This is a genomic window from Enterococcus sp. AZ015 (assembly GCF_050499225.1).
Taxonomy (GTDB): Bacteria; Bacillota; Bacilli; order Lactobacillales; family Enterococcaceae; genus Enterococcus_D; species Enterococcus_D entomosocium.
The window spans coordinates 94,912-109,481 of the sequence record NZ_JBMHEX010000001.1; the positions used below are offsets into that span (position 1 = coordinate 94,912).

10 protein-coding genes are annotated in these 14,570 nt (G+C 46.9%); 7 read left to right on the plus strand and 3 right to left on the minus strand.

All coding sequences use genetic code 11. The annotated features are described in order from the left end of the window. Window positions 1–10: 10 nt before the first annotated feature. The 6 genes from IGK85_RS00435 (at window position 11) to IGK85_RS00460 (ending at window position 8,371) form a co-directional block, all read left to right on the plus strand. A complete protein-coding gene (locus IGK85_RS00435; RefSeq protein ID WP_008376650.1) occupies window positions 11–2,437 on the plus strand; it encodes a flavocytochrome c in 2,427 nt (808 codons plus the stop codon). 90 nt (window positions 2,438–2,527) lie between these two features. After that, window positions 2,528–3,757: an L-lactate MFS transporter gene (locus IGK85_RS00440; protein ID WP_008376648.1), complete on the plus strand. Its 1,230-nt coding sequence runs from the start codon at window positions 2,528–2,530 to the stop codon at window positions 3,755–3,757. A gap of 221 nt (window positions 3,758–3,978) precedes the next feature. Further along, window positions 3,979–6,081, plus strand: a complete 2,103-nt coding sequence (locus tag IGK85_RS00445; RefSeq protein WP_008376646.1) for an SH3 domain-containing protein — start codon at window positions 3,979–3,981, stop codon at window positions 6,079–6,081. A 242-nt stretch (window positions 6,082–6,323) separates the two neighbouring features. Beyond that, on the plus strand, window positions 6,324–6,827 hold the full coding sequence (locus IGK85_RS00450; RefSeq protein WP_008376644.1) for a general stress protein: 504 nt from the start codon (window positions 6,324–6,326) through the stop codon (window positions 6,825–6,827). Window positions 6,828–7,093: 266 nt separating this feature from the next. Beyond that, complete coding sequence (locus IGK85_RS00455; RefSeq protein ID WP_008376641.1) at window positions 7,094–7,660, plus strand: hypothetical protein; 567 nt, start codon at window positions 7,094–7,096, stop codon at window positions 7,658–7,660. 297 nt (window positions 7,661–7,957) lie between these two features. After that, entirely contained in the window at window positions 7,958–8,371 is a 414-nt protein-coding gene (locus IGK85_RS00460) for a phosphate-starvation-inducible PsiE family protein (RefSeq protein WP_005232820.1), read from the plus strand. A 33-nt stretch (window positions 8,372–8,404) separates the two neighbouring features. Here IGK85_RS00460 and IGK85_RS00465 read toward each other — a convergent pair whose 3' ends face one another. The 3 genes from IGK85_RS00465 to IGK85_RS00475 are packed head-to-tail and all read right to left on the minus strand — an operon-like array spanning window position 8,405 to window position 11,732. Beyond that, a complete protein-coding gene (locus IGK85_RS00465) occupies window positions 8,405–10,276 on the minus strand; it encodes a fructose-bisphosphatase class III (protein WP_008376638.1) in 1,872 nt (623 codons plus the stop codon). Then, on the minus strand, window positions 10,266–11,084 hold the full coding sequence (locus IGK85_RS00470) for a pyruvate, water dikinase regulatory protein (RefSeq protein ID WP_005232818.1): 819 nt from the start codon (window positions 11,082–11,084) through the stop codon (window positions 10,266–10,268). The genes IGK85_RS00465 and IGK85_RS00470 overlap by 11 nt, the downstream gene beginning before the upstream one ends. A gap of 12 nt (window positions 11,085–11,096) precedes the next feature. After that, window positions 11,097–11,732: a helix-turn-helix transcriptional regulator gene (locus tag IGK85_RS00475; RefSeq protein ID WP_005232817.1), complete on the minus strand. Its 636-nt coding sequence runs from the start codon at window positions 11,730–11,732 to the stop codon at window positions 11,097–11,099. A gap of 190 nt (window positions 11,733–11,922) precedes the next feature. Between IGK85_RS00475 and ppdK the strand changes: the two genes are divergently transcribed. After that, window positions 11,923–14,556 (plus strand): pyruvate, phosphate dikinase, encoded by a 2,634-nt coding sequence (gene ppdK, locus IGK85_RS00480; protein WP_008376633.1) that lies wholly within the window; start codon window positions 11,923–11,925, stop codon window positions 14,554–14,556. Window positions 14,557–14,570 lie beyond the last annotated feature (14 nt).

Sequence of the window (14,570 nt, forward strand, 5' to 3'; positions counted from 1 at the left end):
GGAACTAGTCATGAAATTTGTCGGCCTAATCGGAACGAACGCCAAAAAATCGACCAATCGCCAATTAGTAGCGTTTATGCAGCGAGAATTTGCTGCCCTAGCAGAAATTGAACTGCTGGAAATCAAGGATGTTCCAATGTTCAATGAAACACAAGATCAAACCAATAGCGAAGTGATCCAACGGTTAAATAGCAAGATTTTAGCAGCCGATGGAGTGATTATCGCAACACCAGAGCATAACCATTCGATTCCTTCCGCATTGAAAAGCGTCTTGGAATGGCTCTCCTTCAATCTCCATCCCTTTGATGGCAAACCAGTGATGATCGTCGGCGCATCCTACGATGTGCAAGGCTCCTCCCGAGCACAGCTTCATTTGCGCCAAATCCTTGACGCTCCAGGTGTCAATGCGACAGTTATGCCAGGAAATGAGTTCTTGTTGGGACGTGCGCATCAAGCCTTTGATGAACAAGGCAATTTAAAAGATCAACGAACGATCGACTTTTTGGAAAGCTGTTTCCGCAAGTTCGTTCGGTTTACGGAAGTCGCCAATTTGTTGAACGTACCAGAAGAAGTCGTTTATGAACCTGGTGAATACACCGTCACAGCACCAGGACATAACGGGGATCTGCCAATGGTCGTCAAATTAAGCGAAGAACGGATCGAAGCCATCGATATCGATACGTCTGGTGAATCAGAAGGGATCGCTGATGTCGTTTTCGTACGGATTCCTCAAGAGATCATTGAAGGGCAAACCTTGAATGTCGATGCGATCTCTGGTGCTTCGGTTACTAGTAACGGTGTCGTTGATGGCGTAGCAAAAGCCGTGAAAATGGCTGGTGCGAACCCAGATGTCTTGCGCAAACGTCCAAAAGCCGCCAGTGCTTTGCAAACAGAAGATGAAACGTACACTACCGATGTCGTTGTCGTAGGTGGTGGCGGCGCAGGTCTGAGTGCAGCTGCCAGTGTGCTGCAAGCCAATAAAGACGTGATCTTAGTAGAAAAATTCCCAGCGATTGGTGGCAATACTGTACGTACTGGCGGACCGATGAATGCTGCGGATCCAAAATGGCAAAACGGCTTCTCCGCATTGCCTGGCGAACGCAGTGCTTTAGAAGAAGTGCTGACGATCGATGAACAAGACATCGATGCAGAATACTTGCCAGACTTCAAAGCTTTGAAGGCACAAATCACTGCGTATCTTTCAGAAACGACGCCAGAAAAAGAATACTTGTTTGATTCTGCTTTGTGGCATCGAATCCAAACTTATCTAGGCGGAAAACGCAAAGATTTGAATGGGCAACCGATCTATGGGAAGTACGAGCTAGTGAAAATCTTGACGGATCAAGCATTGGCCTCAGTGAAATGGTTAGAAGAAATCGGCGTAGAATTTGATATGAACAATGTCGATATGCCAGTAGGAGCGAAATGGCGCCGTGGGCATAAACCAGTTAAAAACGAAGGGTATGCCTTTGTATCGGCTTTGCATCAATTCGTGAAAGAACATGGCGGAACGATCTTAACTGATACGCCTGTCAAAGAATTATTGATCGAAGATGGTAAGGTTACTGGAATCATCGGGGAAGGCCGTAACGGTCAAAAAATCACAATCCATGCCAAAGCAGTGATTTTGGCTTCCGGCGGGTTCGGAGCGAACACCAAAATGTTGAAACAATACAATACCTATTGGACAGAGATCGAAGACGATATCAAAACGTCAAATTCACCAGCGATCACTGGTGACGGGATCAAACTAGGGGAAAGTGCTGGCGCGGACCTTGTTGGCATGGGCTTTTCACAAATGATGCCCGTATCTGATCCGAACACAGGGGCTTTATTCAGTGGGCTGCAAGTGCCGCCAGCTAACTTTGTGATGGTCAATCAAAAGGGGGAGCGCTTTGTCAATGAGTACGAAAGCCGCGATGTATTGACCCAAGCGGCGATCGATAATGGCGGATTGTTCTATTTGATCGCGGATGAAGAGATCAAGAAAACCGCTTATAACACGAGTCAAGAAAAAATCGATAAGCAAGTAGCTGCTGGTACGCTGTTCCGCAGTGAGACCTTGGCTGGCCTGGCAGAGCAGATCAATGTTGATCCAGCCGTCTTAGAGGCGACTGTTGCGAAATACAACAGCTATGTGGATGCTGGGAAAGACCCAGAGTTTGGCAAAGATGTTTTCGACTTGAAAGTGGAAAAAGCGCCTTTCTATGCCACACCAAGAAAACCAGCGGTTCACCACACGATGGGGGGATTGAAGATCGATCCGCAAACCCATGTGTTGACGAAGGAAGATCAAATCATTGAAGGGCTGTATGCAGCAGGGGAAGTTGCTGGGGGGATCCATGCCGGCAATCGCTTAGGCGGCAATTCGTTGACAGACATCTTTACTTTTGGCCGGATTGCTGGAAATACAGCAGTCGCAGAACATCTCGAATAAAAAGCCTTGCGCGTTGTGACTTGTCACGCGCGCTAGCTTTTGAAAAAACATGTGAATAAAGTAACATGCATAAAACAAAGGAGAGAAAAAATGGAAACAAAAATCAATCGCTGGCTGATTCTGATCGCTTCGACCGCAGTGTTGCTGTGTACGGGTGCTGTATACGCCTTTAGTGTCTTTGCAGGACCTCTTAGTCAATTAAAAGGTTGGTCCATGGAAGAGATCATGCTAGCCTTTACCATCAATGCCGCAGTTGGCCCGATTACCATGATTTTGGGTGGTTTGCTGACAGACCGAGGAGCCGCTAGATGGGTCATCGCTGGCGGAGGCGTGTTGTTCGGAGCGGGTTTCTTCCTGACGGGTTTGGTCAACTCACCCGCTATGCTGTACCTGACTTATGGAGTCTTTGCTGGTTTAGGGCAAGGCTTTGCCTATTCGGCTTGTTTAAGCAATACGATTCGGTTATTCCCGGATAAACGGGGACTGGCTTCGGGCTTGATCACAGCAGGTATGGGTGGGGCAGCGATTATTGCCGCACCGATTGCGAATCGTTTGATCGAATCACAAGATGTCTTAGCGGCGTTTCGGATTTTAGGAATTGCCTATATCGTGATCGTCTTGGTGGCTAGTCTATTTATTCGTAAAGCACCAGAAAATTACCGTCCAGCAGGTTGGCAACCAGCGGATCAAGGAAAAAATGGTCCTCAAATCAATCTAAATTGGTTGGACATGCTGAAGACACCAACTTTTTACTTGATTATTGTTATGTTAGGGGTAGGGGCTTTCTCAGGTTTGATGATTGCTTCCAACGCCTCAGTGATCGGGCAAAGTATGTTTGGTTTGACGGCAGCGGCCGCTGCCTTTTATGTCAGCTTGTACTCATTGAGCAACTGTTTTGGTCGTGTCCTTTGGGGCACCGTTTCTGATAAAATTGGTCGGACGAATACGTTGATGATCATCTATGGCGTGGTGGCATTGTCCTTATTCTTATTGACGCTTGGTCAAACAACTGTGATCTTCACTGTCGGGATCATCGGTTTAGGACTGTGCTTCGGGGGCGTGATGGGGGTTTTCCCATCGATCGTTATGGAAAATTACGGACCGATCAATCAAGGGGTCAACTATGGAATCGTCTTTATTGGTTATTCTACGGCGGCATTCTTTGGCCCCAGAGTTGCAGCAGCAATCGCAGAAAGTAACCAAGGAGATTATACAAAAGCCTTCTATACGGCAATTTTCTTAGCACTTTTTGGGCTTGTTCTCAACATAGGCTATGCGATGCTAAAAAAAGCCAAAAAGCCCGCACCTGTTATTAAATAACAATTCACCAAAAGTAGTCTTTTTGATAAAGGCTGCTTTTTTGGTGCTAAAACAACTCTTTTTTCTTTTTTTAGAACAGAGTATTGGCTGATAAAGCAAAAGAGAAAACTGTTTCATAGCAAGAATTTATCTCGTTGATTTCACTGTTTTTTCATCTTAACCCCCCATTTTTTAATAAATCGTGTTACAATAAAAAAAGGCTAATACGACGGAGGGATTAAATGACAATTCGTAAAGAACGACGCCGCTTAGAAAAGCGCTTGAAGCGCACGCAATACACCCAAAAAAGTATTACGATGGCTACTACTTTAGTAGCGGGATCAACGTTTATCCCGACCTTAGGGCATGCGGCTGAAACGGCAACGACAGAAACCAGCAATGACCTTAAGGTCGTTGAACAAACAACAAACACTACACCAGAAACCGACAGCACGCCGGTTGAGGAAACGACAGAATCGACGACAGCACCTGTTGTGACCGAAGAAACTTCGGAAATAACGGAGGAGTCAGGAGCTGAAGCAGTTACTGAGGGATCAGAAACAGCGACGACAGAACGCACAACAGTCGCTAGTGATGAAGTCTTAGAAGCAGATGAAGTACCATCAGCCCTTTCTGATTTGACTAGTCGGGCATTATTTTCACGGGCAACGATCGATCCGGCTGCCTTTATCAGTCAGATTTGCGGCTATGCAACGGAAGTGGCGGCAGCAAACGATCTGTATGCTTCTGTTATGATGGCACAAGCGATTTTGGAATCAGGTTGGGGCGCCTCGACTTTGACGACCACAGCCAACAATATGTTTGGGATCAAAGGCAGCTACAACGGCCAATACGTGACGATGGATACCTATGAAGATGATGGTTCTGGCAATTATTATTTGATCAGCGCTAAGTTTCGGAAATACCCATCATTAAAAGAGTCTTTTGAAGACAATGCATATGTGTTGCGCAACACGAGTTTTTCTAGCGGCAACTACTATTACAGCGGTGCATGGAAAAGCAATACGACCTCTTACACGCAAGCAACCGCTTGGCTACAAGGGCGGTATGCAACCGATACTTCTTATGCCAGCAAATTAAACAATTTGATCAGTACGTATAATTTAACGCAATATGATACTGGCAGCTCAAACACAGGTGGCGGCAATAGCAATGAAACGATCGTCAGTGATGAAACAGCGATCAATCAGCAGATGAAAACCACGTCATCTATGAATATTCGTTCCGATGCTTCCACCAGTGCCTCTATTACTGGTTCGTTAGCAGCTAATACGACGTTTACGGCAACGGCGACCAAAACCGGCACCAGCGTCAATGGCAACACCACGTGGTATAAGATTTCTGGCAAAGGTTGGGTCAGCGGCGCGTATTTGACGAAGGTTTCGACCGACTCTTCAAACAACAATAGCGGATCAGGCAACACCGGTTCTGACAATGGCAATTCCGGTACGACGATCAACAAGCAAATGAAGACGACGGAAGCGATGAATATTCGTTCTAGCGCGTCCACTAGCGGATCAGTGGTAGGGTCACTTAGCAAAGGCACGACCTTTACTGCCACTTCCATGAAAACCGGCACATCAGTCAATGGCAACAAAAATTGGTATTATGTCTCTGGCAAAGGTTGGGTCAGCGGTGCCTACCTTACTGAAGTGACCAACAATAATGCTTCTGAAGCGGAAAAAGAAGACAATGGTTCAAGTATCAATCAACAAATGAAAACGACGGCCGCATTGAATGTCCGCTCCGATGCTTCTACCAGCAGCCGTGTCGTGACAACGCTTGGTCAAGGGGTGACCGTTACCGTGACAGCGAAAAAGAACGGCACTTCAGTGGAAGGCAATAAAACGTGGTACTACGTTTCTGGCAAAGGTTGGGTCAGTGGTGCCTACTTGACAACAACCAGCAGCTCTTCCAATAATAACGGTTCAACAACCACAAATCAGCAAATGAAAACCACCGAGATTTTAAATGTTCGTTCCGATGCTTCTACCAGCAGTAGTATTACTGGTTCTTTAAGTAAAGGAGCAACCGTCACGGTTACCGCAACAAAAACCGGGACGACCGTCAATGGCACGAACAAATGGTATTATGTTTCTGGCAAAGGCTGGGTCAGTGGTGCCTACTTGACGTCTGCTAGCAGTGGGTCTTCTAATACGAATACCAGCAGCAGTTCAACGAAGACGCACACGGTGAAATCAGGGGACAGCTTATGGTCACTGGCACAAAAATATAATACCAGCATCAGCCAACTCGCATCATGGAACAACATCAACAGCAGCTATACGATCTTTGTCGGTCAAAAACTGATCGTTTCCAAGTAACAAGCAAAAAAACCGCGTGCAAGCCATTGGCTCACGCGTTTTTTTTATGATGGATCCGCTTCTTCCGGAGCAGCTAGTTTTTTTTTCAAGAAACCGCTTGTTTTCCGTAAGCGCAATCAAACTATTTGGTCAATCATAGAACCCTGCGTTAGAATGAAAGAAGCAATAGAAATTGCTAGTTTTAAAGGAATTGCTTCAGAACCAGAACGATCGAAGCGTACACAAAATAAGGAGGATTTCACATGCACAACAGAAACCTAACGATTATTGGCAGTTACGACACTCGAACAGAAGTATTACCGGTTATTGAGCAATTGACAAACGAAGGCTATGGCAAAGAGGATATCGTGCTGTTTGCGAATCAAACAGTCATCGATCAATTTGGGTTAGAATCCATCGACGATGTGGAAGTGGAGCAGGCAGCTAGTGAGGATGAAGATCGTTCGCTTTGGGAAAAAATCAAAGATGCTTTTTCTTTCGGCGATTCCGATCATAGGCATGATGAGCATGATCCGTTATATGGTTATCGTGATGACCTTGAACGAGACAAACTCGTTGTCGGTGTCTACGATTATCAGCCGATGGACAAAATAACCGATCGTGATGCAGATACTGGTCCGATCATCGATCAACCGTTACCAGGCGAAACAGCAATGCCAGATGAGTCCGTCCATCCAACGCCCCGCATGGGAGACAGCGATATTGAAGCACCGATCCATGACCCCAACCATCTGCGTAACTTATAAATAGAAGGGGTTAAACAATAAAGGAATCATTAAAGCCAGAGGAACAAGCATCCGTCGTATCTGCCAACCCTTAGTGAAGGGATGGGCCCGCAGGTGATCGGCAGTTGTCCTCGGGCTTTTTTTGTGCAACAGACAATTATGTCTTTGTCATTTTTGAAAATAAAACTTAATTTGTTGACGATTGCTTTTTTTTGTATAATATAAGAATGAGATAGAGCGTTGTCGGAAGAGCCAACCACATTTTTGGGGAAAGGATGGGGAGTGCGATGAAATTTAAGTTCAATATGCAGTCGGCATTAGTCAGTTGTTTTGTTGCGGTTTTTTTGAGTGTGGCGATCAATCAAGACGCCAATGCCTTTGTGGCTGCGCCCTTTGTACGAGATTCTTCCAGTAGTTCCTCCGAGCCACCTTACCAGACAGCAAGCAGCAGTATCGAAGAAACCTCTGATTCCAGTCAGATTTTTTATGAAGCCAGTGTTAGTTCTTACACATCGCCTTCAACGACTAGTCGCTCGATCGAAGCGTCGACAAATGAAGGCACGTCTGTTTCCGTAAGTGAAGCAGAGACAGAGCCTAGCGTCAGCACTTCTGCAAGTAGCGAAAGCAGTTCGAGTACCGCGCCGAGTGGCGGATCAACCACCACCAGCGATACTTCTAGCAGTAGCGCTAGCAGCAGTTCTTCAAGCTCTTCCAGTACGAGTTCGACCAGTACTACAACAAGCAGCTCCAGCAGTGAAACGACTGAGCCGTCTTCAGAAACCTCCAATAGCGACGACGAAGCTGCGGAAGATACGAGTGAAAATGTTGATCTAACAGTCGAAGGGCCTCACTGAGCCTGACTGTAAAAATCAATCTCATCTAAAGGGACCATTTCAGCTAGGCCTTGAGCCTAGCTTTTTTATTTGCTTATGGTCAGAGCCACGAACACACCAAGTGTACGAAGGATGCGCGATTCCTCACTCTGAGACTTCAAAAAGTAGCAAAGAGGAAGGTTTTTTGGAGGATTGCTGGAACAGAAAAGAGCTGTCTTACGTTTTTATTCACTGCCTCCATAAAAAAAGCTGCACTTGCAAGCATATCATAAAGTGATTCTGAGTAGTTTCGCTATAATAAGTGCGAGGAGGGGTGTTATGGGAAAGTATTTTAAGCACTTCGAAAAATTGATTAGTGTTGTGGTTGATATTATGTTAGGACTGTTGGTTCTGTTGGTTTTGGTGGTGATGGCGGAAGCGATCTACAAAATCGTTGTCCATGTGATCCCACTGCATGAAGTTAGCGATCTTTCTTTATTGATCGAAGAGATCGCGACATTGTTTATTTTACTGGAAATTATTTTGATGTTATTGCGTTACGTAAAAGAAGGTCACCATATTCCGGTGCGTTACTTGATTTTGATCAGTATCACAGCAATTTTAAGAGAGCTGCTTTTAGCGCAAGGAAAAGGGTTAGAAACGCTCTTTTTGGCGTTAGCGATCTTGGTCTTGATCATTGTGCTGCAGGCGTTGGAAAAACTCAAAGCCTTTCATAGTTCCAAAGGACTGTAAAAAAAATCATCCGATTGGTTGACGAATGACTCGTCAAGGGATCGGATGATTTTTTAATTCTTCAAAAAGCACTCGGCTTTCTTGCTGCAGCCGCTTGCCGATATCTGTTTGGCCTACCGTTGTTCTTTCCGTTTGCCGCACGACGATTTTTTTCTGAGTGACGATGTCACGTCGCTGCTGGATGGCTTGCTGGCGATCTGTAAAGGGTTGATGCGCCGCCAAGGTCATGCCGAAGGAATTTGACAACAGCGTGTAACCGGCAATGCCTGTGACTGATTGGTAGGAGCGAGAGAGTCCGCCATCGATCACCAACAAACGACCATTTGCCTTGATGGGCGTCTCGCCTTTACGCACTTTGACAGGGGTATGGCCATTGATGATGTGGCCTGTCGGCGGCAGACCGAAGGCAGCTAGGACACGGCAGCAGAAGTCTTCGTTTTCCCTTAAAGAATAATAGGCATTTTTTTGTTCCGTATGAGTGTTGCGATCTGCTATAAAGTAGCGCTCAAAGGTTTTCATGGCTTTTTTGCCGAAGAGGGAAGAGCCTTCGCCACACCAAAGATACCAGATCATATCGGTGGCAAGGTCTGTTTGGTTTTCTGGTTGGGCAAAACTTTCCTGCAAACATTGCTGAAAAAAGTCCATCAACGCTTTGCCTGCTAAGGGCTGCTGCTGGAAAGTAAAGGCCAGGAAATCGCCGTTTTCCCGACAAGGCAGGCAGCCGTGATACAGTAGGTTGTCGTTGAAGCGCTGGTACAATGTGCCATGCTCGACCAAAAAGCGCATATGCGCAGCTAAGCGGGGCGAGCGTTGAAATTGGCTCAGCAAATCTTGCAATACTTCATGTTCTTCGGCTGTCAAACGGTAAGGATCATCGGGATCTACTAGTTGAAAACAGCCGTTGATCAAAGGATAGGTCTGGTCTAGCTGGATTTGTTGTCGATCTTGAGACAAGCGATGCAATAAGCAGCGCTCTGCCATCGCAAATGCCGGTCGCCGCTGGATCACGGCTGCTTCGACTTTGAATTGGATGATGGCAAATGCCTGCTGCAAAAGCATGGCGGCTTTTTTTTGCTGGCTTGATAAAGGGTCCACTGTTTTTTGCGGATAAAAGCCGGCATTTTCTGTGTAATATTTTTGGCTAAAAGCCAGTGCTTTTGATAGATCGATCCCATAACCATCTTGTAATAATGCCAAATTGCCGTAGCGAGCAGCGATGCGGATCGTATTGGCCAAACAGGGCAGCGAGCCGCAAAAGCTACCGATCCACAAGATATCATGGTTGCCTAGCTGAATATCCAGTGAAGGCAAAGTCATCAAGCGATCGACGATTTTGTCTGGCGCCGGTCCTCGATCATAGATATCGCCTAAGACATGGAGATGGTCCACTACGAAACGCTGAATCAAGTACGCCAGTTCTTGGCAAAAAAGCGGGGCTGCCTCTAATTCAATGATCTTATCAAAAATCGCCTGATAGTAAGCTTCTTTATTGAAGTCGGCATCATATTGGTACAACAGTTCTTCTAAGATGTAAGCAAAAGAAGTCGGCAATGCTTTGCGTACCTTGGAGCGTGTGTATTTACTGGAAGTAAAGCGGGCAACTTTCACTAGCTGTGCCATCTTCAAGCGCCAATCGGCAGGGGTCCAGGCCTGTTCTTGTAATAGCTCCTCTGGATAATAAATGACAAAACAGAGTTCGGTCTGTTCTTCTTTCGTCAAGACGCCGGTAAACAAAGTCTCGACTTTTTCTCGAATACTGCCAGAACCATTCCGCAAAATATGGTCAAAGGCATCGTATTCGCCATGCAGATCGCTGACAAAATGCTCGGTAGCTTTCGGCAGCTGCTGGATGGCTTCCAAGTTGATGATCTCGGTCAGGTTTGCCAAGGTGTCTTTATTGAACATGGGCCTGTTCTTTGGCTTGTTCTTCAATCAGCATCGCGCTTTCTTCAATGGAGCGTTTGCTGACATCGATCACCGGAATGTTCAGCTTTTTGAACCATTCATTCGCGTAGGCTAATTCTGCTTCGATTCGTTCACAATTGGTGTAATGGGTTTCTTCTTTCAAGCCCAATGAATGCATCCGGGACCGCCGGATTTCCGTAAGGGATTCTGGATTCGTAGTCAAACCGACCATTTTCCGTGGGTCTACTTGGTGCACTTCGGCTGGCAAAGCGACTTCAGGAATCAAAGGCAGATTCGCCACTTTGTAGCCGCGATTTGCCATGTATAGGCTCAATGGGGTCTTTGAGGTTCGCGAAACCCCTAATAGGACAAAGTCAGCATCGAGAAATCCCCGTGGGTCTTTGCCGTCGTCGTATTTCACCGCAAATTCCATCGCGGCCACCCGGCTGAAATATGCTTGGTTCAAGCGATGCAAGGCACCAGGCTCTTGGACGGCTTCTACACCGAATGTTTTTTCCAGCATCGTGGTCAAGGGCGACATAAAGTCGACATGCTGCAAGCCAGTCCGTTTGGCAAAGGCATCAACAAAAGCGACTAATTCTTTATTGACTAAGGTGGTAACGACGATCGATTTGTCTAGCAAGGCATCTTTGAGGATCTCGCCTAAGCTCTCTTCATCATTAGTAAAGGGAAAGAGCTGGATATCTGAAAGGTCGATCGTGGGAAACTGCGCGGAAACGGCGGCGATCAGCTTTTGTGCCGTTTCGCCTACGGAATCTGAAATCAAATATATTCGAACGTTCTTCATTGTTTTTGCCCCCTAAAAGTGTGTGTTGTCACTGTCATTGCCTGCTTGAATAAAGTAATTCATCAGCCGCGTCTTCGTGATTTTGCCGATGACTTTTTTTGGTTCCTGTGGATCGACCACTGGCAAGGTATCGACTTCATGTCGTCCTAACAACGTACCAGCCGTCAAGATCGTTTCTTCCGGTGTGATGGTCACGATGTTTGGCATGCGAGTCATGATCATCGCTACGGGTGTTTTTTCCGGTGCGGCATTGCTGATCGCAAAGCGCAGCAGATCTTTGCGGGAGAGTACCCCAATCAGTTCGTCTTGGTCATTTTTGACATAGAGGGAACCGACATCGTACATAAACAAAGTCGTGACTGCTTCATAAACGGAGACCGTTTGTGAGATCAGCAACGGTGGGATCATGACTTCTGCAACTTTGGTATGGTAGAGTTTTTCGAAAAGTAAAGGCTCAACGGTTTGTCCTGTATAGAAATAGCCGACTTTCGGTCGGGCGTCTAATAAACCGGTCATGGTCAAAATCGATAAGTCATTCCGCAAGGTTGCGCGGCTCAAACCCAACTGCTTCGCAATGGTCTCCCCACTGATCGGCTGATGCTCTTTGACGATCTCAATGATTTTCATTTGTCTTTGGCTTAATTCCAATGTGTCACCTTCTTTCTTTTATGTGCTATGCTATTGATTATATGATTTTCCGAATGAAAAGGCAATCCTTCTCTTTTAAAAAGGATAAATCCCTTAAAAGTTTTCTTTTTTTGGCTTGACGATTAAATGTGTCATACTATATACTGCTAATTAATCGAAATAGTATATAACATTTAAAAGGAGGAACATGATGGAAAAAGCAGTCGTATGGTTTTCAGAAGGCACGAAAGAGCAAAAAGCATTATTAGGCGGGAAAGGGGCAAATCTTGCGGAGATGACCAATTTGGGTTTGCCTGTTCCTCAGGGATTTATCGTCCCGGCCACCATTTGCCTGACCTATTTAGAAGAACAGGTTCTTCCTGAGGCGATCATCAAGCAAGTCAAAGCTGCCATCGAAGAATTGGCAGTCCTCAGGAACAAAACATTTGGCGGACTGCACTCGCCGTTATTGGTTTCTGTCCGCAGTGGTGCCAAGTTTTCCATGCCAGGGATGATGGATACGATTTTAAATCTTGGGTTGAATGATGAAACCGTCCAAGGATTGGCTCAGCAGACGGGGGACCCCGTCTTTGCTTATGATTGTTACCGCCGTTTGATCCAGATGTATGGGGATGTGGTGAAAGGTGTAGCAAAAGAACACTTTGAAGCCTATTTGACAGATTATAAGAAACGGCAGAATTATGTGTCAGACCAAATGATGACCGGCAATGACTGGCAAATGATCTGCCGCGTGTTTCAAAGTATTTATATGGAACATACCCAAGAAGCGTTTCCCCAAGACCCGTTTCAGCAATTATTGGCAGCCATCACGGCAGTTTTTCGCTCATGGAACAACCCACGGGCTAAGACCTACCGTTCCCTCCATCGGATCCCTGACGATCTAGGGACTGCCGTAACGATTCAAGAAATGGTTTTTGGCAACAGCGGGATAAATAGTGGGACGGGTGTCGCCTTCACCCGCAATCCAGCAACCGGGGAACCGGGACTTTTCGGCGAATTTCTAGTGTGTGCTCAAGGGGAAGATGTGGTTGCTGGCATTCGTACACCACAACCGATCCAAGCGTTGGCGCAACAACATCCTGTGATTTATCAGGAACTAAAGCAACTGGCTGAGGGGTTGGAGGATCACTATCAAGACATGCAAGACATTGAATTTACCATCGATGACGGCCAGTTGTTTGTCTTGCAAACAAGAAACGGCAAACGAACCGCCGCTGCGGCAGCGCAAATTGCAACGGATATGGTCGCAGAAGGTCGGATCACCATCAGGCAAGCCTTAGACCGAATCACACCAGAAATGATCGATCAATTGTTGCACCCGTTATTTGCCCCCGAAGCCTTGCAGCAAGCCGAAGCTTTTGCGCAGGGCTTGCCGGCTAGTCCAGGGGCAGCTTCAGGACATGTCTATTTCACTGCAGAGGCGGCGGAAAAAGCCAGCCGCACAGGAGAAAAAGTCCTGCTGTTGCGGCAGGAAACCTCACCTGAAGATATTGAAGGCATGGTGGTGAGTGAAGCGATCATTACCGCTCGTGGGGGGATGACTTCTCATGCGGCGGTGGTCGCCCGTGGTCTGGGGGTCTGCTGTGTGGTAGGGTGCGAGGCATTAAGTGTCGATGCATTTTTGAAACAGGCCCGCTGCGGCGAGCTGCTGATTGAAGAAGGTGACGTACTTTCCGTAGACGGCAGCACTGGCAAACTGTATCAAGGGCAGCTGCCTATGACCAGTGTACAGGAGCGGGTTTTGCTGGATCAGCTTTTGACGTGGGCACAAGCCCAGGCAGATCTAAAGGTTTACGCAAATGCGGAAACGAAAAATGACATTGAGGCTGCGCTGGCCTTTGGTGCAGCGGGCATCGGCTTAGCACGGACGGAGCATATGTTTTTTGGGGAAGCGCGTTTGTGGAAAATGCGGGAAGTCATCTTGGCAGAAACGAAGGCGGAACGATTGGCGGCTTTGGCTGAGATCAAGGCTTATCAAAAAGCCGATTTCCAAGAAATGCTGCAGGCCGCGCAAGGAAAGAAATGCACGATTCGTTTATTAGATCCACCACTCCATGAATTCTTGCCCCATGAGCATGAACGCCTTGAGATGGCCCGCCGCAGTAAAAAATCATTGGCAGTGATCGAGCGGCGAATTGACGAACTGCAAGAGGTCAATCCTATGATGGGGCATCGCGGCAGCCGTTTAGGACTCAGCTATCCAGAAATTTATGAAATGCAAACAGCGGCGATTTGTGAAGCGGCTGTGGAGTTGCGGCAGCAAGGAGTCGAGGTAGAGGCGGCGATCTTATTGCCCCTGATCAGTTTGCCCGCAGAGCTGCAGGTGTTGAAAGAGACTTTGTCACAGGTGATCGCTCAAGCAGAAGCAACCCTTCAGCAACCGTTGCACATCGAGATCGGGATGATGATCGAGACGCCTAGAGCGTGCTTGATTGCTGGGGAGTGTGCTGAAGAGGCGGCGTTCTTTAGTTTTGGTACCAATGACTTGACCCAAATGACCTTTGGCTTTTCGCGGGATGATGCCGGCAGCTTTATTCAAGTCTATTTGCAGTCGGGGATCTTACAAGAAGATCCTTACCAGCACTTAGATCAGGTAGGTGTTGGCGCGTTGATGCGTCAAGCGATCGCCGGCGTAAGAGATCGGCAGCCAGAGCACTCGATCGGTGTTTGTGGCGAAGTCGGCAGCGATCCCTATTCTATTGCATTTTTGCGAGAGATCGGCATCGACTATGTTTCTTGTTCCCCATACCGGATCCCTGCTGCTTGGTTAGCGATCGCCCAATCAGCCCCCATCATCGAAGAGGCGTCAGTGAGCACCCGCTAAAATAGGAGAAAAAA